Here is a 22,629-nt window from a genome sequence, read left to right as displayed (position 1 = left end):
GTCTAAACTTCCGGCGCCGTGCTTGCCTTACTCTGACCCCCGATGACCACTCCCGCCGCTCTCTCCCCCACCCTCTTCCCGTTGGGCGACGGCATCGGCTCCGTGGCCCTCGTGCAGCACGTCGGGGACGACAAGATGATCGTGAACGCCGCACGCGTCTCCTTCGGCGGCGACTCGGACGCCCCGCTGAACGACCGCGACGAGAAGTTGATTCGGTACCTGCTGCGGCACCAGCATGGCAGTCCCTTCGAGCATAATCTGATTACCTTCAAGGTGGTGTGCCCCATCTTCGTGGACCGGCAGATGGTGCGGCACCGGGTCGGAACGTGTCTGACGGGGGACGCCGTGGTGACGTTTGTGAATACCAACGGCGAGACTGTGCCCAAGCTCAGAAAAACGGTCGCGGAACTCTACCGGATGTGGACCCAGGGCGAGGCCCACAGCTTAACCGCTCCCCCCGCTCAGGTCGCCACGGCCCTCGGGGTTCTTCGTGAGGCAGACGGGCGTTATGGGGCGTTGGCTGAGGCAATCCGGGCCTCTGGACTCTCACGCAATACCGTCAAGCGATACGTCAGCGGCCATATCGTGGGTCATCGCAACAGCCGCAAGCGCATTCGAAACATGCGGCTCCGGGTCCTGAACGAGGACACGGGACTCTTTACTACCGGGCACATCGCGGACGTGATGTACCAGGGCGAGCAGCCGGTCTACCGCGTGATGCTGGCCGATGGCAAAGCCTTGACCATGACCCCCCACCACCGGGTCCTGACCTCGCAGGGCTGGCAGACGATGGGTGAGGCGCTGGGGCTGGAAATTCAGGGAAAGACGGCGACGATGAGCCGTGAGGCTTTTTTCATGGTCAACGGGTTAGACGTTTACCGGGACCGCGAATGGATGGCAGCCCAACGGGCGCAGGGCAGAAGCGTTCAGCAGATCGCGGACGAGGCTGGGTGCAGCTACCACACCATCCGCAAGTGGCTTAAGGTCCACGGGCTTCAGTTCGCCCATGAAGAGAGAGCCTTTCCTTCAGGCCACACGCCCTGGAACAGGGGAAAGAGCGGCTACCGTGCGCCCCGCGTATTCACCGAGGAACACCGCGCCGCCATTCGTGCAGCCCGCAGTGGGGAGCGCAGCAACTTCTGGAAGGGAGGAGTGAGCAGCGAACGGGCCAACATCAACCGCTGGACCTGGGAACAGTCCAGGCGGGTCCACGAGAAATTCCAGTTCACCTGTCAGAGCTGCGGGGAACGGAGACCCGAACTGCATGCCCATCACATCGTCCCCGTCTGGGCCGACCGTTCTCTGGCGCTGTCGTTTGACAATCTGGTGACGGTCTGCGCGGACTGCCACCGCAACATTCACCGTTCGCAGGCCAGTGAGCTGGCTTTTGCCCGGCAACTTAATCCCGATGTCATCCTGAATGGCGAACGGCCTAAGCCGAGGGGAAGAAAACTCAAGGCGCACCCGGTCAAGGTCGTGAAAGTGGAGTATCTGGGCATTCAACCCACCTACGACCTGGAAGTCGCGGGCGACTGGCAGAACTTCGTCGCCAATGGCATCGTCGTTCATAACAGCAAGAACGAAATCTCTGGCCGCTACGTCGAGATGCAGGAGCGCAACTTCACCCCGACTTCCTTCCGCAAGCAGGCACCGTCGAACCGGCAGGCCAGCGTGGAGGACGACGGCACGCTCGACCAGGCGGCGGCGGCGGCGGTCTGGGCGGAGGCGTGGCGGCAGGCGTTCGGGGCCTACCAGGAGCTGCTGCGCCTTGGCGTGACGCGCGAGCAGGCGCGGGGTGTGCTGCCGCTGTCGCTGTATACCGAGTCGTATTACACCTTCAATGTCCGTTCATTGCTGCATTTCCTCGGCCTGCGCGACCATGAGGGGGCGCAGTACGAGACCCGCCTCTACGCGCGGGCGATGGCAGAACTTGCCGAGCCGCTCTTTCCCGTGACGTTCCGGGAGTGGCGCGAGCTGCACGTCTGACCCCAGGCCCCTGGCCGGGGCACCGTAAACTTTTCGGGTGCCCGTCACCTGGATGAACCGCCGTCCCACCCTCGCTTCCCGCCTCGCCACGCTCGCACTGCGGCTGACCGGATGGACGCCCGTGCTCGCCCCCCCGCCGGGGCCGAAGTTCGTGGGGGCGGTGGCGCCCCACACCTCCAACGCGGATTTCTGGCCGGGCATCGGCTGGCGCTGGGCCACGGGCGTTCCGGCGCACTGGGTCGCCAAGCACAGCCTTTTCCGGCCGCCGCTGGGGTGGCTGATGCGGGCCTGGGGCGGCCTGCCGGTGGACCGCCGCCGCGCGGGGGGCAACTTCGTGGACGGGGTGGTGGACATCATTCGCCGCGAACCCGAGATCATGGTCGCCGTCGCCCCCGAGGGCACCCGCGTCCGCACCGAGGGCTGGAAAACCGGCTTCTACTACATGGCGCTGGAGGCGGGCGTGCCCATCGGCGTGACGGTCTTCGACTGGGGGCGCAAACGGGTGGGCGTGGTGGGCTACGTGATGCCCACCGGGGACATCGACGCCGACTTCCGGCAGATCGCTGCATTGCTGGAGGGAGTACAGGCCCACACGCCCGCGAACATGGGGCCGGTCGTGCCCCTGCGCCGGGGCGACCGGACGGCTCCCGACAGTGTGACGCGGCCGTAACGCGGGGCGTATAGACTCTCTCCTGTACCACAATTCTCAGATCAGAACAGGAGGGAGAGGATGCCCCAGTCCGCATCCGGTGCCGCCCCATGACGGTGGCTGACGCCAGTTCGCCTACCCCCGGCCGGTCCACGGGCACGGCCCTCGAAGCGCGGGGGCTCGTCAAGGATTTCCGGGGCTTTCGCGCCACGAACGGAGTCGACCTCCAGATTCGCGAAGGCGAGATCCACGCGATCATCGGTCCGAACGGGGCAGGCAAGACCACGCTCTTTAACCTGCTCTCGGGCTTCCTGCGGCCTACGAGCGGGGAGGTCCTGCTGTTCGGCGAGCGGATCGACACGCTGCCGCCCCACGCGATTGTGCGGCGGGGGCTGTCGCGCTCGTTTCAGATCAGCTCGGTCTTTCCCACGATGACCGTCCGCGAGAACGTGCTGGTCGCCCTGCAATCCCCGACGCCGTTGCCGGGACAGTTCTGGACGCCCCTCTCGCGGCTGGAGGCCCTCGGCCCCCGCGCCGACGAGATTCTGGACCGGGTGGGGCTGGGCGCGGCGTACGCCCGGCTCGCGGCCGACCTTAGCCACGGCGAGAAGCGGCAACTGGAGATCGGCATCTCGCTGACCCAGGAGCCGCGCGTGCTGCTGCTCGACGAACCGACCTCGGGCATGGGGTCGGAGGGGATCGCCCGCGTGATCGCCCTGGTGCGCGAGGTCGCGCGGGGCCGCACGGTGGTTCTCGTCGAGCACAACATGAGCGTGGTGGCCGAACTCGCCGACCGCATCACGGTGCTGCAATACGGCCAGGTCATCGCCAGCGGGCGCTACGACGACGTGCGGCGCGACCCGCGCGTGATCGAGGCGTATCTGGGCGAGGAGGCGCACGCATGACCGCCCCGGTGCCCACCCTGGGAGGGCCGTTGCTCGAAGTCCGCGACCTCAACGCCTACTACGGCCAGAGCCACGTCCTGCACGGGGTGAACCTGCACGTCAATCCCGGCGAGGTCGTCAGCCTGATCGGGCGCAACGGGGCGGGCAAGACCACGACCCTCAAGGCCATCATGGGCGTGCTGAGAAGTCGCACCGGGCAGATTCGCTTTGACGGGCAGGACCTCACCCGGCTGCCCAGCAACCGGGTCGCCGCGCGGGGCCTCGCCTGGGTGCCCGAGGAACGGGCGATCCTGTCGAGCCTGACGGTCCGCGAGAACCTTGAACTGCCCCCGGCGCGGCCCGGCGGCTGGAGTACCGAGCGGGCGTATCAGGCCTTTCCGGTGCTGCGCGAGCGCGGGCACCATCCCGGTTCTAAGCTCTCGGGCGGCGAACAGCAGATGCTCGCCATCGTGCGGGTGCTGCGGAGTCATCCGAGGCTGCTGCTGCTCGACGAACCCAGCGAGGGCCTCGCGCCCGTCATCGTGCAGGCCATCGGCGACATGCTTCAGGAACTGCGCCGCGAGGGCTTGAGCGTGATTCTGGTCGAACAGAACCTCAAATTCGCCACCCGCCTCGCCGACCGCCATTACGTGCTCGTCGACGGCGAGGTCGTGGACGAGGTCGCCCGGCACGAGGTGGAAGACCGCCGGGCCGACCTGCTGCGCTACCTCAGCGTGTAACGCCTCTGTCTCAGCCCCCATTCCCCGGAGGAACCCCATGCAGAAGAAACTCCTGACTGCCCTCGTCTCCACCGCCGCCCTTGCCAGCCTGACGGGTGCGCTCGCGCAAAGCGTCCGCCTGAGCGACAACGTGGTGCGGGTGGGCGTGCTGACCGACCTCTCGGGCGTGTACTCCGAACTCTCCGGGCAGGGCAGCGTGCGGGCCGCGCAACTCGCCGCGCAGGACTTCATGGCGGCCAACCCCAGTTTCTGCAACAAGGTGCAGGTCGTCGGCGTGGACCACTAGAACAAGGCGGACGTGGCGAGCAACAAGGCCGCCGAGATGATCGACCGCCAGAACGTGGACATGCTCGTCGACCTGCCCACCAGCAGCGCCGCGCTCGCCGCCTCCGAGGTCGCCAGCAAGAAGAAGATTCCGGTGATGGTCATGACCGGCGGCACCACGGCGCTCACGAACGAGAAGTGCAACCGGTACACCTTCCACTACGCCTACGACAACTACATGCTCGCCAACGGCACGGGCGCGGCGGTGACCAAGCGCGGCGGGAACTCGTGGTACATCATCTACCCCAACTACGCCTTCGGGCAGGACCTCAACCGCCAGATGACGGCGGCGATCCGCGAGAACAAGGGCCGGGTCGTGACGAACAGCGACGCCACGCCGTTCCCCAACACCGACTTCTCCAGCTACCTGCTCAAGGCGCAGAGCCTCAAGCCCAAGGTGTTCGGCACCATGCAGGCGGGGGCCGACCTCGTGAACGTGGTCAAGCAGTACAACGAGTTCGGGCTGCGCCAGCAGGGCATCGGGCTGGGGATCGGCCTGCTGTTCGAGACCGACGTGGCCGCGCTGGGGCAAGACGCCTTCGCGGGGGCGCTCGCCACCTTGCCGTGGTACTGGAACCTCGACCAGCGGGCGCGGACCTGGGCCGCCAAGTTCGAGAAGTCCTTCGGCAAGAAGCCCACCTGGGCGCAGGCCGGGGTCTACTCCGCCACCATGACCTACCTGAACGCGGTCGCCCGCGCCAGGAGTGACGGCGGCGACGCGGTGGTCAAGGCGCTCGAAGGCCACCGCTTCAGCGATTTCTACGCCCGCAGCGCCTACATCCGCCCGCAGGACCACCGCGTGATCCTCGACGTGTATACCGTGCAGGTCAAGCCGAAGTCGCAGGCCAGGGAAGCCGGGGACATCTTTACCAAGATCGCCACCATTCCCGCCGCGCGGGCCTTCCAGCCGCTGGCCGAGAGCAAGTGCAAGTTCTGAAGACGGTCTAAGGGACTAAGGGTCAGAGGGTCTAAGGAGACTGGTTTTCCAAGACCCTTAGAGGCTGCCAAGAACCCTAAGCAAAAAGTGGCGTGAGGTTGTGGCAGAGCAGAATGCAGGCGGCGAGGAAGTGGAACCCAACCAATGTGGAGGGAAGGCGTTCCAGATCTCGGCTCAGCCTCCGGAAGCGTGCCAGCCACGCAAACGAACGTTCAACCACCCAGCGTTTCGGAAGCAGGATGAACCCCTTGGTCGCTTCTGGACGCTTCACGACGACCAGCTCGACGCCCGCATCCGTCGCGTCTAACGCGGTCTGGACTCCCGTATACCCTTGATCCACGAAGGCGACTTCCACCTGTGCTCCGGTGGCTTCCTGCACCTCTAGTACAGCGTTCATTTAATACGAATGGCTTCGTAGTGCCGTCCTAGCGTCCGGCGGGCGACCTGGGTGGAGAACTGCCAGTTGAGGGTGACGCCCGCGCGTGAACGCGCTGCCACCCAAGCCTCGACTTCCGACCGAAGCCGTTCCAGCACTGGAATACGCCGGTTCAAGCACTGCCGCTGAAGGGCACTGAATTCCAGTTCTGCCATGTTCAGCCACGAGGCATGTTTGGGCGTGTAGACCCACTCGAAGCGGCCCACCAACCGGTGGGCCGCCTGTGGCGACATGAACTTGTAGAAACTGCCGCCGTGATGCGTATTGAGGTGGTCCTGAACCAGGGTGATCTGGACGGCTGCTGGATAGGCCCGTTCCAGGTTCTGCATGAAGGCGGTGTACTCCTCGGCGGTCCGTCGGGCACAGACCTGGACAAACCGTCGGCCTGTTTTCGGCTCGACGGCCAGCAACACAGCCGCGCTCCCAAAGCGCTGGTATTCGTAGTCTTGTTTGGCGACTCGCCCCGGTTCCGATGGAACCGGGGCCATGACGTCACCGATCAGGAAGCAGGGTTGCTCATCGAAGCACAACACGGGAAAACGGTCGTCGTAGGGCCGAGAGTACACGTCCAGAACGCGTTCCATCTCGCAGAGGAAATTCGCCGTCAGGTGCGCGATGCACCACTGCCTTTTGCGGTGCGGCTGGACCGCGTTTTTTTCAGAATGTAGAACACCGTCGACGGAGCGATGTGGTCGACCAAGTTCAGCTCTACAGCCTTCTCTGCCAGCAAGCGAATACTCCATTGTGCGTGACCTTCGGGCGCCTCACTGCACGCCAGCGCGGTGATGGCCGCCCGGTCTTTGCCGTCGAACTTCGCGGGTCGCCCCGTATGCGGCGCATCGAACAGCGCCGCGTCCAGTCCCCCCAGGGCAAAGCGTTTTCGGGTCGCTTGCACCATCTGGACGCTGATACCGAGGGCGTCCTTGATGGCCGAGTCCGTGACCTGTCGATGGGCCAGCAGCAGAATCCGGGCGCGGGTCATGACCCGCGCCTTGCCACTGCCCTTCATGGTCATGCCGTGCAGAGTCTGTTCTTGCTCAGCACTCAAAGTCACTGGATAGCGAAGAGGACGGCTCATACCTCACTATGACAAATTCAAAAACGCTGTACTAGGCACAGGTCTTTGACCTGTGCCCTGTCCTGTTCGTTGGCTGGGGAAGTGAGGATAGCCAGCACGTGTCCCAGGGTGTCCACGGCGAGGTGAACCTTGGTGCCCTTGCGCTTCTTGGCCCCGTCATAGCCCGCACGGTGACCGCTTTCAGGTGTGCTTTGGAGGGTTCGGCTGTCCATGACCACCGCGGACGGCTCGGGATCTCGACCTTGCTCCACCCGGGCCAGGATTCGCAGGTCGTGGGCGGCATTCTCGAAGCAGCCTGCCACGAACCAACGGTGCGCCTGTTGGCGCACCGTCTCCGCAGGAGGAAAGTCGTTTGGAAGATAGCTCCACTGCGCCCCCGTGCGGGCCATCCACAGCAAGGCGTTCAGGACATCCCGGATGGGGTACTTCCGTTGACCTGCATCCGCACGGCTGAGCAGCAGGTACGGGAGCAGGAACAAGTAGGTGTCGTCGTCAACGTCGCTGGGGTAGCCTCGCCGCGTCACCCACCCATTCTGCTGTTCTCAGAGCCACGCCCCTCGAGTTCGTCCCTGTTCTTGGCAGCCTCTAGCTGTACTTCGGGGATATTCAGGGGCCGCTGAATAAGGCGGTGCAGGTGTGACATCGGCGGCAAGGAGGTGGCAGGGGCAAGTCCCCTGCCACCTCCGCTCGAATGGCCGGAATGGTGTCGCCTCTGAGGTCGTCGGGCTGGGTGAGGCGAAGCCATTGCAGGAAGGTCAGGGCCACCATACACAGCACGGCGTGGTGATGCAGACCTTGCCAGGACCGGCCCTCGAAGTGGTCCAGCCCGACTTCGTCCTTCAGCTCCCGGTGGCTCAGCTCACACGCCCAGCGGCGCTTGGTGACTTCCACCAACCGCGACAACGGCGTGTCAGGGGGCAGATTGCAGACGTAGTATTTGCGCTCCTCACCTCGTCGCTGTTCTCCGATGATCCAGGCGGCTTGACCCGGCAGATGTTGACTGCGAGCGTACTCCTCCCCGTCTGCCAGGCGAACGTATTCAGCCGCGAAGCGTCCGGAGAGCGGGCCTTTGGTTCCATGTCGCCATACCAGGTGCTGCCATGCAGCACCCGCCAGCACTTCTTCTACCGACAGTCGGTCCTCGGATGGGGTTGGGTGCGTCGGTTTCCTGCCCCGGAAGATCCGAGGGATGGGGATCAAGCGAACGTCCCTGGGATAGACCGTCTGCGTGCGGGTGATGCCGACCGACCACAGCAGTCCTCGCTCGGTGAGTGCCTGCCGGAACCGGGCGTTCACGCCGTACCCCGCATCCGCCAGAACCATGCCGAAGGTGACGTGTGGACGCACCCGGTCCAACTCTTTCAGCGCCAGTTCGCACTTGGTCTGTGGCGGCTGGTGTTCCAACGGAACACCAGCCGCCCTGAGCCGAGCGGGATCGTTGGTCCACTCCTGTGGCAAGAAGAGCCGTAGGGCGAGCGGAACCGGCAAGTCGTGCTGGGCCAACGTCAGGGAGACGAGGCATTGACAGGGGGTGATCTTCCCGACCTGCCCGGAATACTGACGGGCGACGCCGACAGACTTGGTGCCGAACTTTGTCAAGCAGGTGTCGTCGATGATCAGCACGGCGTCTTTGCCACCCAGCATCTGCTGAGCCCGCTGAGCGAGCAGGGTTTCCAGGGGTTCGGTCAGCCAGGGGCTGTCGGTGATGAACTGCTGGAGATGGTCCTCTTTCCCGGGCGCCACGACGGCAGCCAAGGGCTGCATGCTTTTTCGGTGGACCGTGCTGCACAATCCACGGACGTACAGAGGCGCCCAGGTCCGCTGGGCTCGGTGGCGAAAATGCACCAGAAAGGGCGCAAACCAGGTAGGGAAATGTCGGGTCCAGCGAGGCAGAGAACGAGCCATAGCACAGGGGCCAGCATCTCGGATGCTGGCCCCTGTGTCCCCTCCCTGAATATTCCCGAAGTACAGCTAGACCCTTAGACCCTCGACCCTTAGACCAACTATGAACACACAACTTCTGCTGATTCAGGTGTTCAACGGGCTGGTGAACGGCGCCTTTTACGCGCTGCTCTCGCTGGGGCTCGCGGTGATCTTCGGGATGCTGCGCATCGTGAACTTCATGCACGGGGCGCTGTACATGCTGGGGGCGTTCACGGCCTTCGCGCTGGGGCAGGCCTTCGGGCTGGGGTTCTGGCCGTCGCTGATCCTGGCCCCTCTCATCGTGGCGGGCATCGGCATGGCGCTGGAACGGGGGCTGCTCTCGCGGCTCTATGGGCTGGAGCCGAGCTACAACCTGCTGCTGACCTTCGGACTGACGCTGCTGACCCAGGACCTCGTGAAACAGGTCATGCTCTCGCAGTACGCGGTGTCGAGTGCGCCCTACACGCCGCCCCCGGTGCTGTCGGGCGTGGTCAACCTGGGGTTCGTGGTGTTTCCCAAGTACCGCCTGTTCGTGATCGGGCTGAGCCTCCTGATCTGCCTGATCACGTGGTTCGTGATCGAGAAGACGCGGGTGGGCGCGATTATCCGGGCGAGCACCGAGAACCCTGGCGTCACGCGGGCCTTCGGCATCGACGTGAGCAAGTGGGTCACAGGCGTGTTCGGCGTGGGCGTGGGCCTCGCGGGACTGGCGGGCGTGCTGGCCGCGCCGATCTACTCGGTCGAGCCGTACATGGGGGCCGAACTGATCATCACGACCTTCGCGGTGGTGGTGATCGGCGGGATGGGCAGCATCCTGGGGAGCGTGATCACGGGCTTCGCGGTGGGGGTGCTGGCCGCCATCGGAGCGGCACTGTACCCGCCCATCGCCAACACCCTCGTCTTCATCCTGATGGCGCTGGTGCTGCTGGTGCGTCCCAGTGGGCTGTTCGGGCTGCCGGAGGGGGCGCGATGACCGTCATCCCACGAACTGCCGCCCGCACCGACCGCGAGCGGATGACCCGCGCCGCGTGGCTGATCGGGCTGGGGGTGCTGCTGCTGGTGCTGCCTGCGTATGCTGGCCAATCCGGCACCCGCTGCTGGAGTTATCCGGCCTCCAGGAATGGAGTTATCCGGCACCCTCCCAGCCAACGGACGAGCTGTCCCCATTATGAAAGGCTGACCGTCTCCGGGGTCAACTTCCTGCTCTTCTTTCTGAGGCTTTCTCCCCGAAGTTCGATCCGGTAGGCGTGATGCAGGACGCGATCCAAGATCGCGTCCGCCAGCGTGGGATCTCCCAGATTCGCGTGCCAGGCCGGGGTCGGGAACTGACTGGTAATGATCGTCGAAGCCCGTTCATAGCGGTCATCCAGAATCTCCAGCAAAATCCTTCGACCTTCCGCTGTGGGCACATCCAGCCCCCAGTCATCCAGAATCAGGACGTTCACCCTGGCGATGCTCGCCAGGAGCTTCAGATACCGTCCATCCCCTTTCGCCAGGGTCAGTTCCTGCAACAGTCGCCCGGTTTGCGCATACAACGCCGTGAAGCCCTGACGGCAAGCCTGGTGCGCCAGGGCACACCCGATGAACGTCTTCCCGACGCCCGTGGGGCCGGTGATGATGACCCCCCTTTTTTCGGCGAGCCACTGACCCTGGGCCAGTGAACGCAGCAACCGGGCATCCAGCCCCCTCGGGTGTTTCACATCCACCTCTTCCAGGCTCGCATTGACCTTCAAACGCGCCGCCGTCAGGCGGCGCTGCAAGCCCCGGGTATCCCGGCAGGCCCGCTCACGGTCGACCAGCAAGGTGAGTCGTTCCTCGAAGCTCAGCTCGCGGAGACCAGGTTGTTCCTGTTGTTCTTGCAAAGCGAGCGCCATGCCATCGAGCTTCAGGGCGCGCAACTGTTGAATCACCGGATGGGGCAACATGTCAACCTCAATTCAGGGTGCGCTCGGCACCCGGTTCGTCGATCTCTGCGAAGTACCCAGGACCACGCAGATTGCTGTGGTCGGCTACAGGGAGTGCGGTGGGGGCATCGGGGAGTGGCGCTTCGTCCAGACGGTGCTTCAGGATGGATTTCACGCTCTGCAAGCTGTGCGCTTGCAGAGCCAACGCCCGCCGACAGGCCGCTTCCAGCCGCTCCCCGTACTCGCGGTGCAGGCGAAGCAGACCCGTCACGACGCGCTTTCTCTGTTCAGGATGTTGATCTCCGTCGAAGATGGCGCGCACCAGGGTCGTCGTGGCCTCCCCAATCTGCTGAGCCTGACCCAGGAGTTGGTCCGGACCCACCTCGCGGTAGTACCGGTGGTGGGCGGGCATGTGGTCCGGCACCGTGGTCTGTTGCCGGGCCGACGTCAGCGCGTCGGGGACCCGGTGATGAACCGCGATCCGTACGCCTGAACGGTAGATCTCGATCAACCGCGCGGTGAGTCGCAGATCCACCCGGGTCTTGACGTGGTGATGGGGCACGCTGTACGCGTGCCCCTGGACGACGACGTGGTAGTCCAGACCGACCGTGGCGTGCTTCCACTCGGCCACCTCGAAGGGCTGGGCGGGCAAGGGGCGCAGCAGGGGTTGATCCAGGGTTTCGAACTCACTGCGGCGACTGCCTGGCCTCTTCTGAAAGGGTTGCCCATTGAGGGTGTTCAGCAGTTCCCAGACCGCTTCGTTCGCCTCGGACAGGCTGAAGAACACCCGGTCGCGCAGCGGGGCGAGAATGCGGCGTTCCACGATCTGCACGTGCACTTCCACCAGGGCCTTGTCTTTGGGTTTGCGGACCCGGGCAGGGATGACGGCGACGTCGTAGTGCTGTGCGAATTCCTGATAGGTGCGGTTCAGCTCGGGTTCGTAGCGGCTGGCGTGGGTCACGCCAGCCTTGAGGTTGTCCGGGACGATGATCTCGGGCACTCCACCGAAGAAGTCCAGCGCCCGGACATGCGACGCGATCCAATCGTGAATGCCCTGGGTTCGGGTCACTTCGGCGTAGGTGTAGTCGCTGGCACCCAGGGTGGCCACGAACACCTGGCCAGCCTGGACAACCCCATTCCTCGGGTCGGTCAAGGGCAACGTCAGTCCGGCGTAGTCGACGAAGAGCTTCTCACCTGCCCGGTGGGTCTGGCGCATGGTCAGGCCCGTTGTGGCCTTCCACTTCCGGTAATTCTCGTTGAAGGTTGCGTATTGCCAGCCGTCCGGATGGTGCCGACGGTACTCTTCCCACAGCAGTTGACGAGTGACGCCTTTGCGCCGCAGTTCCCGGTCAATGGCGGCCCAGTCGGGCTGGTGGGTGACACTGACGGCAGCCTGCTCACGGGTACGAAAGAGCAGCACTTCGAGCTGGACATCGTCCAGCTCTGGGGGAGAGGCCAGCTCAGCCCCGCTTGCTGAGCGCGTGCGACGTAATCCTGCACGGTGCTGCGGGCGAGTTGGACGCTTTGTCCAATGAGGCGGTCACTGAGCTTCAGTTCCAGTTTCAACCGCAAGACTTCCCTGATTTTTCGCATGGACGCTCGCTTTCTGGTCATCCTGCAAGGATGACCAGGGGAGTCTCGTCCGCGACCGGAGGGTGCCGGAATCAACCAGCGCAGGGTGCCGGATTAGACCAGCGGAAGGTGCCGGATAACTCCAGCGACCCCCGCCGGATTACGCCAGCGTACGCACTGCCCCGGCTGATCTACCCGGTGCTGGCGCTGGACATCCTGGCCTGGGGCCTGTTCGCGGTGGCCTTCGATCTGCTGTTCGGCTTTTCCGGGCTGCTGAGCTTCGGGCACGCGGCCTTCTGGGGCAGCAGCGCCTATGTCACCGCCTACCTGCTGGGGCAGGGGCAGAGTGTGCCCGTCGCCATGCTGGGGGGCACTTTGTCGGCGCTGGCGCTCGCGGTCCCCATCGCCTTTCTGAGCGTCCGCAGTGCGGGCATCTACTTCTCGATGATCACGCTGGCCTTCGCGCAGATGCTGTCTTTCCTGGCGCTGCAATGGACCGACGTGACGGGGGGCGAGAACGGCCTCCAAGGCTTCGAGCGGCCCGGCTTCCTGGGGCTGGATTTCAGCGACTCGGTGACCCGCTACTACTTCTGCCTCGCGGTGTTCACGGTGGGGTTCTACATCGCCTACCGCACGGTCCGCAGCCCCTTTGGACAGGCGCAGCAGGCGGTGCGCGACAACGAGCAGCGGGCGCAGAGCATCGGCTACAACCCGGCCCGCTTTAAGTTCACGGCCTTTCTGATCAGCGCTGGCCTCGCAGGGCTGGCGGGCAGCATGTACACCTTCGGGCACGGGGTGGTCAGTCTGGAGGTCGTCAACTGGCGCACCTCCGGCGAGGTCGTGATGATGACCCTGCTGGGCGGCACGACCACCCTCTTCGGCCCGGTGATCGGCGCCGGGATCGTGCTGCTGCTGCGCGACGTGCTGACGACCGCTAACCTCCCGGTGGGCATCGTGACGGGGCTGGTGTTCGTGGCGACGGTGCTGTTCTTCCGCCAGGGCGTGGTGGGCACGGTGCAGCACTGGCTGCGCAAACGCTGAGCTGCCCTCCACCCCCTCCCCGCCCCTGCACCCTGCCCCCGTGCGGGGGCTTTTCCGTTCAGGCGGGAGGCGACCAGAGGCACCCGTGGGCCTTCGGCTGCGCTGTTCAACGGATGCGCCGCGCCGGGAGGACGGTCAGGATGACGGCGTGTTCTTCACCCTGGCCCCCGCCCCGCTGCCTGACCTCCCCGAGCTGCTGAGTCTCTACGCCTCGGTGGGCTGGACGAGCTACACCCGCGACCCGGAAGCGCTGGCCCGCGCCCTGCGGCAGTCGGGCTTCGTCTGGACCGCGCGGGACGGGGCGAGCGTCCTGATCGGCCTGGTGCGCGGCGTCACCGACGACGTGAGCATCCTGTATGTGCAGGATCTCCTCGTTCGCCCGGAGTGGCAGCGCCGGGGCGTGGGTCGGGCCTTGATGGAGGCCGTGCTGGAGCGGTATGCCCATGTCATGCAGACGGTCCTGCTCACGGACAATCGGCCAGACCAGCTCGCCTTCTACCGCTCGCTGGGCTTTCACAACACCCGTGACCTCGTGAATATCCCGACCAACGCCTTCTACCGGACCACCCAGGCGAAGCTGTCCTAGCCTTCGTCGCCTTCCTTCAGCCCGCGAATCTCCTCGATAAAGCGCTCCAGGCTGTCGAAGTCGCGGTACACGCTGGCAAAGCGGATATAGGCCACGTCGTCCAGCGGACGCAGGAAAGCCATCGCCCGCTTGCCGATCTCCCCGCTGGCGATTTCCGGCACGCCCACCTCGTCCTCAAAGCCGTAGGCAAAGGCGCGGAGCCGTTCGGGGTCCACCGGGCGCTTCTCGGTGGCGAGGGTCAGGCCGCGCAGCAGCTTGTCGGGGTTGAACGCTTCGCGCAGGCCGCCGCGCTTGACGACCATCAGCGGTTCGAGCTGTGCCCGCTCGTAGGTCGTGAAGCGCCGGGCGCAGCGCAGGCACTCGCGGCGGCGGCGGATGGAGGCCCCGTCGTCACTGGGGCGCGAGTTGACCACCCGCGAGTCGGGGGCGGAACAGTACGGGCATCTCACCGGAGCAGGGCCTCAGCCTCGGTCGGGCGCACCCTGGGCAGTGGCGGCAGCGGCACCTCCAGCACCACCCCGCGCAGGTGCGCGAGCGAGGGGGCGGCCAGCGCGAGCACCGCGTCCCCCAGCGGGCGGTCGAGCGCCTCGTCCCCGCCGCTGGCCCGCGAGGGCAGCACGAGATTGACCCGCAGGTCCTCCAGATGGGCGTGCTCCACCAATCCCCGAATCGCTCCACGCTGGGGGTAGACGTGCAGGCCCTGCTCGTCGAGGTGCGGCCCCACGATGGTCAGCCACGTTCCCCCCAGGCGGCGGCGCACGATCTGCGCGATGGCGACGCTGCTCTTGACATTGCAGTTAAACAGGTCCATCCACTCGCCCTCGCTGAGCAGGGTGAAGTCGGTGTGCGCCCGCTTGTCGGCCAGATGCACGATGCCGTGCAGCGCCCCGAAGATTTCGAGGATGCGATTCTGGGCGCTGAGCCAGTCGAGCGGCACCCCCACGTCGGCCTTGAGAGGGATCGCGGTGCCACCCGCGAGTTCCAGGCCGCTCGCGGCGGCGGCGAGCGACTCGGAGTTGCCCCCGATCAGGATCACGCTGGCCCCCGCCCGCGCCAGTCGCGCACTGACGGCCCGCCCGTACCCCTGGTCGGCCCCCGTGACCGCCACGACCTGCCCGGCGAGGACGGGAAGGTCGGGGGGGAGGGGGGCCGGGGGAGCGGGAAGACTCATGAGGTCAGAATAACGCCCCCGCCACGAGAGGACGGGGGCACGGGAAAGAATTCAGCTCGCCTCGGGCAGCGGGCGCAGCGCACCCGGCGGCGGATCGCCCGCCCGGTGGCCGCGAGCGCAGGGCACGCACCAGTACGCCTGATCGCCGTCGCGCAGGTCGTAGAGGTCCAGCCCCTGCCCGCACGAGGGGCAGACGTGGGCGTACCCGCGCCCGCTCGCCGGATGGGGCGCCTCGCCTTCCGTGCGCCCATGAGCACGTAAAGACCGTTTCATATTCTGATTGTAGCAGAACGAGGTGGGGGCGGGTTAGAGGTCGGCCTCGTCGGTCGGATCGTCGGAGAGGTCGGGTCCCACCGCACCCACGCCCACCCGCCGCCGCTTGCGGAGCATGGCGGGTTCCTTGTCGAGGTTGAAGACAAAGTGCCGGGGCCGCCGCTCGCGCAGCCACGTTTCCAGCGAGACCAGCCGGGGCCGGAAGCGGATGAACTCGCGCAGTTGCCGGATGGGGACGAAACGGGCCTCCTGCACGTCGCGGTCGGGGTCGCGCGGGGCGAGGCTGCCGCCCACCTCCCGCCCGGTGTAGAAGAACTGGAGGTGATGCCCCCACGTCTGCGCCTGAAACTCCACGATAAAGGCGAGGTCGCGCAGTTCCACGACCAGCCCGGTTTCCTCGTATGTTTCGCGGCGGGCGCCCTCCTGCACGAGTTCGCCCGTCTCCAGGCCCCCCTTGGGGAGCGACCAGCGGCCCCGTTCGCGCACCAGCAGAATCTCGTCGCCGCGCAGCACGATGCAGCCCACCCCGATGCGGGGGGCGGCGAGCGCCCGCTTCTGCCCGCGCTTCTGGGGAGCAGCGGGCACCGGGACCGCCGTGGCCCCCGACACCTGACCGGGACCCGCCGGGGCCGGGGGCCGGGGCGAACGACGCCGACGCCGACGCCGCTGGTTGTTCCCCTGGCTCGCTGCCGCGCCCTTCACGTCCTCTGGCATCAGATGCCCTCCGGCGCGAGATCGTTGAAGCGCACGTGGGCGGAGTGGAATTGCAGCCGCACCGTCCCGACCGGGCCGTTGCGCTGCTTGCCGATGATGATCTCGGCGATGCCCTGCTGGTCGGTTTCCTTGTTGTAGTACTCGTCGCGGTAGATGAACATCACGATGTCGGCGTCCTGCTCGATCGCACCCGAGTTGTGGCTGACCAACCCATCGGCCAGCCAGGACGCCGGGCCGGGCACGGTCAGATCGTAGACCGTTTCCTCCCCGGCGGGCGTAATGCTGACCACCTCATCCCAATAGAGGTCGCTCTGTGCCCACTCACGCAGCGTGGCGTCGTCCAGCACTTCGGCATATTCCGCCACCACCGAGCGCGACGGGGCGAAACGGAAGTGGGAGGTTCCCCCATAGGCCGTGCCCCGTGCGGCGGCCATCGCCCGGTGGGTCAGGCCCCGCTCGCGCATTCCGGCCCGTACTCGGTCAAACACTTCCGCCGGAAGGGTATCCACATTGGTGTTGCCCGGCCGCGACTCCAGCAGCGCCCGCAGCCGCTCGCCCGCCCCCGCGCGTGGCCCGAAGGTGCCGATCCGCTCCAAAAACGCGAGTTGCGCGTCGGTGCCGCTCACGTCCACGTTCCAGACAGGACGGGTTTTCTGCGGGACCGCCCGCAGCCGCGCCACGATCCCGAAGCGCAGCAGCAGGGCTGCCACGTCGCGGGCCAGCCCTTCGCTACAGGTCGCGAAGTAGACCCGGCTCGCCCCCCCACGCTCCCGGACATGGATGCAGCCGTCGGTCGCCCACAGGTGGCGCAGGAAGGTGGCGGCCAGAGGGTCGGGCAGACGGAAAATCTCGTCCGGCACCCGTTTGTCGGCGGAACGCTGCCCGAAGACGCCCAGACCCTTGAGCCAGGCCCCCACCCCCGCCGGATGCCAGCGGTTGCCGTTCCCAGCGATCACAAGTTGGTGCCAGTTGCCGCGCCCCGCGTACCGGGTGACCGCAGAACCGAGCGCCTGCGCCGCACGGGTCACCAGGGCACTGTTCTCCTCTGAGGCCGTCGTGTAGCGCAACGGTTGGCCCGGCAGAAAGCTTCCGTCGCCGATCAAGTGGGCGAGCAGAGCCACGCGGTCTTCGGTCCAGTCGCCCGCCCCGGCTGCAGCGGGTTCCGGTACGCGGCGGGCCAGGGCCAGGCGGTCACCGGGGCGCACCTCGTCCAGCGTGACCCAGCCGCCCAGTCGGTAGACCCGGTGCCCACCCGTCGCCCGCAGCCGCCGACCACTGCGGGTCACGACTTCCAGCACCGGCCGCTGGCCCACCTCCCAGACCAGATCGCTGAGGGCAGGCACGATCCGGCCGTCCCCTTGCATCGCCAGCACCTCCGGCTGGGTGCCCACCAGCGCGGCGATGGGGACCCGCCGCCCGTCCGCCAGGGTGACCAGGGTGTCGCCCGTCACGCACTCGCGAAGATCGGAGAGCATCGGCCTATGGTTCGGCCGCTGTTCCACAGCACGACTGAGCTGACTCAGAACAATGATGGGCACTTCCAGTTCACGGGCCAGCCCCTTGAGTCCGCGCGAGATCGTGCTGATCTCCTGCTGGCGGTTGTCGCTGCCGCCGCTGCTCTTGCCACCCGACATGAGTTGCAGGTAGTCGATCACGACGAGGCCGAGTTGCCCGTGCTGCGCGGCGATGCGCCGCAGCTTGCTTCTGAGGGCATTCAGGGTGAGGTCCGGCTCGTCGTCAATCACCATCGGCGCTTCCGCCAGCCGCCCCGCCGCGTGCGCGAGCCGCTCGAAGTCGCGCTCGTTGAGCTGCCCCGAGCGGATGCGGTTCATGTCCACCCGCGCTTCACTGCAAAGCATGCGCAGGGCGAGCTGGACGGAGGGCATTTCCAGGCTGAAGACGGCGACCGTCTTCTCGCCGCGCAAGGCGACGTTTTGCGCTATAGACAGCGCGAACGCGGTTTTTCCCATACTCGGCCGCGCCGCCAGCACATTCAGGCTCCCCTTCTGCAACCCGGAAATCTGCTCGTCAAGGTCGCGGAAACCGCTGCTCACGCCATCGGGAATGCCCTTATTCTGGTGCAGCAGGGTGATGTACTCGAAGGTATCGTGGACGACCTCGCCCATCGCCTGAAAGGCCTCGCCCTTCTTCTTCTGCTCGGCGACCTCGAAGATCATCTTCTCGGCGCGGTCGAGCAGGTCTTCCAGGGGCATCTGGCCCTCGTAGGCGAGCTGCATCGCCTTGCCCGACGCACTGATGAGCTGCCGCAGCGTGTGCTTCTCCTGCACGATCCGGGCATAGTGCTCGGCGTAGGCAGCGGTGGGCACCTGATCGGCCAGCCCGACCAGATAGGTCACGCCCCCCACCTCGTCAAGCTGGCCCTTAACCCGCAGGTCCTCGCTGAGAGTCACGAGGTCGACCGGTTCGCCCCGGTCCTGGAGGGTCCGCATCGCCGTGAAAATCTTGCGGTGGCCCTCCCGGTAGAACATCTCGGCGGTGACGGTGTCGCCCAGGGCCGTCAGGGTGTCGTTGTCCAGCAGGATGCTGCCCAGCACGCTGATCTCGGCATCGTTGCTGTGCGGGGGCACACGGGGGGTCACTTCCATGCAGACCTTTCGGGGCACGCGGCGGGGCCAGCCAGCGCCGCCTGACCGCTGGGGCCAGGGCGCGGGGCACGTGCAGGGTGGGAATTGGGGTGGGGCCTTGTGGCCATTCGCCTGCCTACGCCAGAGCGCAGGTCAGACCGAACTGCCGGGCATCATACCACCCGCCTCCGCCCACCCCCCCGATACCCCCGCCGGAGGCCCATGATCGTAAGACCTCTGTTAGAGCCCCCTGAATAACCTCTCTTCAGCAAGGACGGGAGACACCCGCACCTGCACAGCATTTTCCGGCCCGAGGGACCTTCTCCCGATTCCTTATCCCGACGGCCACCCGAGGAGACACCATGAAGAACGGAACCCAAGGCTTTACCCTCATCGAGCTGCTGATCGTGATCGCGATTATCGGGATTCTGGCGGCGGTGCTGATTCCCAACCTGCTAGGGGCGCGTCAGCGCGGTTATGACACTGCAGCTATGGGCTGCGCCCGCGCTATCGGTCTGGCCGCTGAGGATCTGCGTATCAACAATGCCACCACTGGCCTGTACACTGGACTTAGCAAGACGACGGTGACTGATTTTGATCCCAAGTCTTGCAGTGATACTACTCTTGGTGCTGCCAACAAGTTCTCGGTCACTCTGAATGCCGCTAAAGATGGATTCCTGGGCACTGCAGCCCACGCTAGCGGTAAGACCACGTATTACATCACTAAGGATGGCCTCCAAGCTGGTGGTACTGCTCCCACTACTTACTAAATAGGGTCTACTTAGACCGCCCTCCGGGGCGGTTTTTTCATTCCCCTCCCCCGCGCTACCCTCCTCCCATGACCCCCACCCCCCACACCGCCCTCAAGGAATGGGACACCCAGTGTCAGGCCCTCGTCGCTGGGCAATCGGCCCTGCTGATCCGCAAGGGCGGCATCATGGAAACGCACGACGGCTTCGAGGTCGAGCACCGCCGCTTCTTCCTCTACCCCACTTTCCTGCACCAGAATCCGGCGGAATTGCGCCCCGAGTTCGCAGAGCTGCTGCGCGACGACCCCCACCCCGGTCAGATTGTCCTGCCCGCGCTGGCGGAGGTCGTCGCCGTCCACAAGGTCGAGTCGCTGGAAGCTGCGCTCGCGCTGGAGCCGTATCAGGCGCTGACGGCGGGGGCCATCGAGCGCCGCTTCCACTATCGCAACCGCCCCTGGGTCCACGCCCTACTGCTGCGGGTGTGCCCGCTGCGAGAACCCCTGGTGCTGGACGAGACGCCCGAGATGCTGGGCTGCGTGAGCTGGGTGCCGCTGGGTGACGCGGTGGCGGAGACCGGAGCGCCCGCGCTCTCCAAGGCCGAGTTGGAGGGGGTACAGGCGGAGATCGAGACGCGCTTGAAAGCCCACGGCGCCTAACCCAAAAGAGAGGAGGAGGCCCGCGAGCCTCCCCCTTCTGTTTCGCTGCGCTTACTGTCCGGCGGGCACCGCTTCGAGGTCATAGTTGTTCAGCACGGTGGTCTGGATGTCGCGGTTGGCGGTGTTGTAGATGTTCCAGCCCAGCTTGGTCCCGGCAAAGAACTGGTCGTCGCGCTGCGAGTACACCAGGAACTTGCCATTGTCACGGCTGAGGATCGGCTCGCCCGCCGTGTAGCGGCCGTCGTTGTTGGCGTCGCGGAAGACGATCACCCGGTAGGTGCCGTAGGGCACGTCGCGGGGCAGCGTCAGGGTAAAGCCCCCGGTCAGGAACTTGTCGATGACCTGCACCTGGGTGCTGGCGTTGGTGTACTGGCCGTTGTTGAACCCCACGATGGCCAGACCGAGGTTCTGGTTGGCGCCGAAGCCCTTGAGCTGCCCCGACACGGCGGCGCTGCGGGTGCCGAAAATGCTGCACGAGGAGAGAGCCAGGGTACCGAGGGCGGCAACGATCAGCATCTTTTGCATGGTGAAACCTCCTGGGGGATGAACTGCGGAAACGTCCCCACCGTACCTGCCCCCACCCCTCTGGGCTACGGGGCTACCCTTCCCGGCCGACTCACCGGAAGCTCATCCTTCTTTCGAAAGGCCGGGGTTACCTGACCGGGTCTTGAGACGAGAAGCGGCGCTGCTAGAGTGACCCCCATGCAGCACCGGCCCTTTACCGCCCTCGCCGCCGTCTACGACGCGATCATGGCAGACGTGGAGTATGACCACTGGGCGGATTTCGTCCTGACCTACGCCCGCGACGGTGGCCTGGGGGGGAACGCGGCCCTTGACCTCGCCTGCGGCACCGGGGGATTTACGCGCGAGTTGTACCGGGCCGGGTGGACGGTCACGGGATTGGACGGCAGCGCGGAGATGCTGGCCGTGGCCCGTGGGCGCCTCCCCGGCGAGGTGGAGCTGACCGTGGGCGACCTCCGGACCTTCGACCTGGGGCGTACCTTCGACCTCGTGAGTTGCGTATTTGACAGCCTCAACAACCTGCTCACGCCGGAGGATCTCGGCGCGGCGCTGGGGCGAGCGCGGGCACACCTGCGGCCGGGTGGCCTGCTCGCCTGTGACCTGAACACCCGACTCGGCGTGCGCGAGTTGTGGGAGGGTGGAGCAGTGGAGGGGCTGGTGACCACCCCAGACGGCCGCGAGGTGCACTACCACTGGTCGCACCATCACGACCCGGAAGCGGACCTCGGCATCGTGCAGGCCTTCTGCCGGGTGGAGGACGGGCAGGGCGGCTGGGAGGAATTCACCGAGACGCACCGTGAACGGGGCTACGACCCACTTGACCTCGCGCCGTTGCTGGAAGCGGCGGGCTTCGAGCGCTGGGAGATCGTCGAATATCCCGACTACGCCCGGCCAACCCCGGAGACGCCGCGCGTGTGGGTGTTCGCATGGGCCTGAGGGTTCCCGTGCTGGGCGCGGGGGGCTGGGGCACCGCCCTCGCGGTGGCGGTGGCCCGCGCCGGGGGACAGGCAACGCTGTGGGCACGGCGCCCCGACTTTGCCGCCCGGCTCGCGGAGGTCCGCGAGAACCGCGAGTACCTGCCCGGCGTGACCCTGCCGGACGCGGTGAGTGTCACCTCCGATCTGGGGGCGGCGGTGTCAGGGGCCGATTTCGCATTGGTCGTCGTCCCCAGCGTGGGCGTGCCCGAGCTGCTGGCCGAGTTACCGCGTCATCTCGGGGTGGTTCTGTGTGCCAAGGGGCTGGGGCCGGACGGTGGGCGACTGACCGATCTGGCGCGGGAGCTGGGGTTCGGGCGGGTCGCCGTCCTCAGCGGTCCCAACCATGCCGAGGAGGTCGGCCGGGGTCTCCCCGCCGCGACGGTCGTGGCGAGCGCAGATGCGGCACTGGCCCGCGCCGTGCAGGCGGCCCTGGTCTCCCCCGCCCTGCGCGTCTACACCAGCCGCGACGAGGTGGGCGTGGAACTCGGCGGGGTGCTGAAGAACGTGATCGCGCTGGCCGCCGGAATGGGGGACGGCCTGCGGCTGGGCGACAACGCCAAGGCCGCCCTGATCACCCGTGGCCTGCGCGAGATGAGCCGTTACCTCGTCTCGCAGGGCGCCCACGAGGACACCGCCTACGGCCTGAGCGGGCTGGGCGACCTCGTCGCCACCGCCACCAGCCGTCACAGCCGCAACCGCGCGGCGGGCGAGGCCATCGCGCGGGGCGAGAACCCGGCGCAGGGGGGGAAGGTCGTGGAGGGCCTGCGGACGGCGGGCCTGCTGGAAGCGTGGGCCACCGCCCACGGCCATGACCTCCCCATCGTGCGGGCCGTCGCGCGGGTCACTGGGGGCGAGTGGTCCCCGGAGGTGGGCATCGCCAGCCTGATGGAACGGGACGCCAAGCCCGAAATCGATGGGTGAG

Annotated in this window: 22 protein-coding genes and 4 pseudogenes; 13 read left to right on the top strand and 13 right to left on the bottom strand. The window is 66.4% G+C overall.

Annotated elements, in window-relative coordinates; genetic code table 11:
* The first annotated feature begins 42 nt into the window (after window positions 1-42).
* From thyX to C3K08_RS02225, 6 genes are all read left to right on the top strand, one after another.
* Entirely contained in the window at window positions 43-1,986 is a 1,944-nt protein-coding gene (thyX, locus tag C3K08_RS17790; protein ID WP_234009132.1) for an FAD-dependent thymidylate synthase, read from the top strand.
* A 37-nt stretch (window positions 1,987-2,023) separates the two neighbouring features.
* Entirely contained in the window at window positions 2,024-2,656 is a 633-nt protein-coding gene (locus tag C3K08_RS02240; protein ID WP_369848403.1) for a lysophospholipid acyltransferase family protein, read from the top strand.
* Window positions 2,657-2,745: 89 nt separating this feature from the next.
* Window positions 2,746-3,540 carry an ABC transporter ATP-binding protein gene (locus C3K08_RS02235; protein WP_104989853.1) on the top strand — a complete coding sequence of 265 codons (795 nt, stop codon included), beginning with the start codon at window positions 2,746-2,748 and terminating at the stop codon, window positions 3,538-3,540.
* On the top strand, window positions 3,537-4,259 hold the full coding sequence (locus C3K08_RS02230; RefSeq protein ID WP_199776967.1) for an ABC transporter ATP-binding protein: 723 nt from the start codon (window positions 3,537-3,539) through the stop codon (window positions 4,257-4,259). The genes C3K08_RS02235 and C3K08_RS02230 overlap by 4 nt, the downstream gene beginning before the upstream one ends.
* Window positions 4,260-4,296: 37 nt before the next feature.
* Window positions 4,297-4,545 carry a hypothetical protein gene (locus C3K08_RS18350; protein WP_234009131.1) on the top strand — a complete coding sequence of 83 codons (249 nt, stop codon included), beginning with the start codon at window positions 4,297-4,299 and terminating at the stop codon, window positions 4,543-4,545.
* 12 nt (window positions 4,546-4,557) lie between these two features.
* On the top strand, window positions 4,558-5,520 hold the full coding sequence (locus tag C3K08_RS02225) for an ABC transporter substrate-binding protein (RefSeq protein WP_234009130.1): 963 nt from the start codon (window positions 4,558-4,560) through the stop codon (window positions 5,518-5,520).
* A gap of 76 nt (window positions 5,521-5,596) precedes the next feature.
* Here C3K08_RS02225 and C3K08_RS02220 read toward each other — a convergent pair.
* From C3K08_RS02220 to C3K08_RS02200, 5 genes and pseudogenes are all read right to left on the bottom strand, one after another.
* Window positions 5,597-5,902, bottom strand: a pseudogene (locus C3K08_RS02220) (transposase); the annotation flags it as partial.
* 11 nt (window positions 5,903-5,913) lie between these two features.
* Window positions 5,914-6,699 (bottom strand): IS630 family transposase, encoded by a 786-nt coding sequence (locus C3K08_RS02215; protein WP_104991621.1) that lies wholly within the window; start codon window positions 6,697-6,699, stop codon window positions 5,914-5,916.
* Window positions 6,687-6,938: pseudogene (locus tag C3K08_RS18345) on the bottom strand (helix-turn-helix domain-containing protein); the annotation flags it as partial. The pseudogene C3K08_RS18345 and the gene C3K08_RS02215, both read right to left, overlap by 13 nt.
* A gap of 128 nt (window positions 6,939-7,066) precedes the next feature.
* Window positions 7,067-7,558 (bottom strand): annotated as a pseudogene (locus tag C3K08_RS02205) (transposase); the annotation flags it as partial.
* Between the two features lie 82 nt (window positions 7,559-7,640).
* On the bottom strand, window positions 7,641-8,939 hold the full coding sequence (locus C3K08_RS02200) for an IS701 family transposase (RefSeq protein WP_104989851.1): 1,299 nt from the start codon (window positions 8,937-8,939) through the stop codon (window positions 7,641-7,643).
* 100 nt (window positions 8,940-9,039) lie between these two features.
* On the opposite strand from C3K08_RS02200, the gene C3K08_RS02195 reads away from it, so the two are divergent.
* Window positions 9,040-9,930 carry a branched-chain amino acid ABC transporter permease gene (locus C3K08_RS02195; protein ID WP_104989850.1) on the top strand — a complete coding sequence of 297 codons (891 nt, stop codon included), beginning with the start codon at window positions 9,040-9,042 and terminating at the stop codon, window positions 9,928-9,930.
* 193 nt (window positions 9,931-10,123) lie between these two features.
* On the opposite strand, the gene istB is transcribed toward C3K08_RS02195, so the two are convergent.
* Together istB and istA are read right to left on the bottom strand one after the other, a co-directional pair.
* Window positions 10,124-10,882 (bottom strand): IS21-like element helper ATPase IstB, encoded by a 759-nt coding sequence (istB, locus tag C3K08_RS02185; protein WP_104989849.1) that lies wholly within the window; start codon window positions 10,880-10,882, stop codon window positions 10,124-10,126.
* 7 nt (window positions 10,883-10,889) lie between these two features.
* A pseudogene (gene istA, locus C3K08_RS02180) lies at window positions 10,890-12,454 on the bottom strand (IS21 family transposase).
* Between the two features lie 108 nt (window positions 12,455-12,562).
* On the opposite strand from istA, the gene C3K08_RS02175 reads away from it, so the two are divergent.
* Complete coding sequence (locus C3K08_RS02175) at window positions 12,563-13,474, top strand: branched-chain amino acid ABC transporter permease (protein WP_234009129.1); 912 nt, start codon at window positions 12,563-12,565, stop codon at window positions 13,472-13,474.
* Window positions 13,475-13,622: 148 nt separating this feature from the next.
* Complete coding sequence (locus C3K08_RS02170; protein WP_234009128.1) at window positions 13,623-14,060, top strand: GNAT family N-acetyltransferase; 438 nt, start codon at window positions 13,623-13,625, stop codon at window positions 14,058-14,060.
* On the opposite strand, the gene nrdR is transcribed toward C3K08_RS02170, so the two are convergent.
* Genes nrdR through C3K08_RS02145 form a run of 5 tightly spaced genes read right to left on the bottom strand, consistent with a single transcriptional unit; the run spans window position 14,057 to window position 18,824 of the window.
* A complete protein-coding gene (nrdR, locus tag C3K08_RS02165; protein WP_104989848.1) occupies window positions 14,057-14,509 on the bottom strand; it encodes a transcriptional regulator NrdR in 453 nt (150 codons plus the stop codon). The genes C3K08_RS02170 and nrdR overlap by 4 nt on opposite strands.
* On the bottom strand, window positions 14,506-15,231 hold the full coding sequence (locus C3K08_RS02160) for an SDR family NAD(P)-dependent oxidoreductase (RefSeq protein WP_104989847.1): 726 nt from the start codon (window positions 15,229-15,231) through the stop codon (window positions 14,506-14,508). Before C3K08_RS02160 ends, nrdR begins: the two co-directional genes overlap by 4 nt.
* Window positions 15,232-15,282: 51 nt before the next feature.
* A complete protein-coding gene (locus tag C3K08_RS02155) occupies window positions 15,283-15,504 on the bottom strand; it encodes a hypothetical protein (RefSeq protein WP_104989846.1) in 222 nt (73 codons plus the stop codon).
* 33 nt (window positions 15,505-15,537) lie between these two features.
* Entirely contained in the window at window positions 15,538-16,218 is a 681-nt protein-coding gene (locus C3K08_RS02150) for an NUDIX domain-containing protein (RefSeq protein ID WP_104989845.1), read from the bottom strand.
* Window positions 16,218-18,824 (bottom strand): replicative DNA helicase, encoded by a 2,607-nt coding sequence (locus C3K08_RS02145; protein ID WP_104989844.1) that lies wholly within the window; start codon window positions 18,822-18,824, stop codon window positions 16,218-16,220. The genes C3K08_RS02150 and C3K08_RS02145 overlap by 1 nt, the downstream gene beginning before the upstream one ends.
* 341 nt (window positions 18,825-19,165) lie before the next feature.
* Between C3K08_RS02145 and C3K08_RS18340 the strand changes: the two genes are divergently transcribed.
* The gene (locus C3K08_RS18340) at window positions 19,166-19,573 is read left to right on the top strand and encodes a type IV pilin protein (protein WP_104989843.1); all 408 of its coding nucleotides are present in this window, start codon (window positions 19,166-19,168) and stop codon (window positions 19,571-19,573) included.
* A 68-nt stretch (window positions 19,574-19,641) separates the two neighbouring features.
* A complete protein-coding gene (locus C3K08_RS02135) occupies window positions 19,642-20,208 on the top strand; it encodes a DUF1802 family protein (RefSeq protein ID WP_104989842.1) in 567 nt (188 codons plus the stop codon).
* 51 nt (window positions 20,209-20,259) lie between these two features.
* On the opposite strand, the gene C3K08_RS02130 is transcribed toward C3K08_RS02135, so the two are convergent.
* Window positions 20,260-20,733, bottom strand: a complete 474-nt coding sequence (locus tag C3K08_RS02130) for a hypothetical protein (protein WP_104989841.1) — start codon at window positions 20,731-20,733, stop codon at window positions 20,260-20,262.
* Between the two features lie 177 nt (window positions 20,734-20,910).
* On the opposite strand from C3K08_RS02130, the gene C3K08_RS02125 reads away from it, so the two are divergent.
* Window positions 20,911-21,666, top strand: coding sequence for a class I SAM-dependent methyltransferase (locus C3K08_RS02125; RefSeq protein WP_104989840.1), 756 nt, complete (start codon window positions 20,911-20,913; stop codon window positions 21,664-21,666).
* Window positions 21,657-22,628, top strand: coding sequence for an NAD(P)H-dependent glycerol-3-phosphate dehydrogenase (locus tag C3K08_RS02120; RefSeq protein ID WP_104989839.1), 972 nt, complete (start codon window positions 21,657-21,659; stop codon window positions 22,626-22,628). Before C3K08_RS02125 ends, C3K08_RS02120 begins: the two co-directional genes overlap by 10 nt.
* Window position 22,629 lies beyond the last annotated feature (1 nt).

Source organism: Deinococcus sp. NW-56 (assembly GCF_002953415.1).
Taxonomy (GTDB): Bacteria; Deinococcota; Deinococci; order Deinococcales; family Deinococcaceae; genus Deinococcus.
The sequence above is the reverse complement of the archived record's forward strand: the minus strand, read 5'-3'. Positions and strand labels throughout refer to the sequence as shown.

Excerpts from the sequence above, each read along its gene's own strand:
- thyX (WP_234009132.1), top strand. The coding sequence starts at position 43 with ATGACCACTCCCGCCGCTCTCTCCCCCACCCTCTTCCCGTTGGGCGAC.
- C3K08_RS02235 (WP_104989853.1), top strand. The coding sequence starts at position 2,746 with ATGACGGTGGCTGACGCCAGTTCGCCTACCCCCGGCCGGTCCACGGGC.
- C3K08_RS02230 (WP_199776967.1), top strand. The coding sequence starts at position 3,537 with ATGACCGCCCCGGTGCCCACCCTGGGAGGGCCGTTGCTCGAAGTCCGC.
- C3K08_RS18350 (WP_234009131.1), top strand. The coding sequence starts at position 4,297 with ATGCAGAAGAAACTCCTGACTGCCCTCGTCTCCACCGCCGCCCTTGCC.
- C3K08_RS02215 (WP_104991621.1), bottom strand. The coding sequence starts at position 6,699 with ATGGAGTATTCGCTTGCTGGCAGAGAAGGCTGTAGAGCTGAACTTGGT.
- C3K08_RS02200 (WP_104989851.1), bottom strand. The coding sequence starts at position 8,939 with ATGGCTCGTTCTCTGCCTCGCTGGACCCGACATTTCCCTACCTGGTTT.
- C3K08_RS02195 (WP_104989850.1), top strand. The coding sequence starts at position 9,040 with ATGAACACACAACTTCTGCTGATTCAGGTGTTCAACGGGCTGGTGAAC.
- istB (WP_104989849.1), bottom strand. The coding sequence starts at position 10,882 with ATGTTGCCCCATCCGGTGATTCAACAGTTGCGCGCCCTGAAGCTCGAT.
- C3K08_RS02160 (WP_104989847.1), bottom strand. The coding sequence starts at position 15,231 with ATGAGTCTTCCCGCTCCCCCGGCCCCCCTCCCCCCCGACCTTCCCGTC.
- C3K08_RS02155 (WP_104989846.1), bottom strand. The coding sequence starts at position 15,504 with ATGAAACGGTCTTTACGTGCTCATGGGCGCACGGAAGGCGAGGCGCCC.
- C3K08_RS02150 (WP_104989845.1), bottom strand. The coding sequence starts at position 16,218 with ATGCCAGAGGACGTGAAGGGCGCGGCAGCGAGCCAGGGGAACAACCAG.
- C3K08_RS02145 (WP_104989844.1), bottom strand. The coding sequence starts at position 18,824 with ATGGAAGTGACCCCCCGTGTGCCCCCGCACAGCAACGATGCCGAGATC.
- C3K08_RS18340 (WP_104989843.1), top strand. The coding sequence starts at position 19,166 with ATGAAGAACGGAACCCAAGGCTTTACCCTCATCGAGCTGCTGATCGTG.
- C3K08_RS02135 (WP_104989842.1), top strand. The coding sequence starts at position 19,642 with ATGACCCCCACCCCCCACACCGCCCTCAAGGAATGGGACACCCAGTGT.
- C3K08_RS02130 (WP_104989841.1), bottom strand. The coding sequence starts at position 20,733 with ATGCAAAAGATGCTGATCGTTGCCGCCCTCGGTACCCTGGCTCTCTCC.
- C3K08_RS02125 (WP_104989840.1), top strand. The coding sequence starts at position 20,911 with ATGCAGCACCGGCCCTTTACCGCCCTCGCCGCCGTCTACGACGCGATC.
- C3K08_RS02120 (WP_104989839.1), top strand. The coding sequence starts at position 21,657 with ATGGGCCTGAGGGTTCCCGTGCTGGGCGCGGGGGGCTGGGGCACCGCC.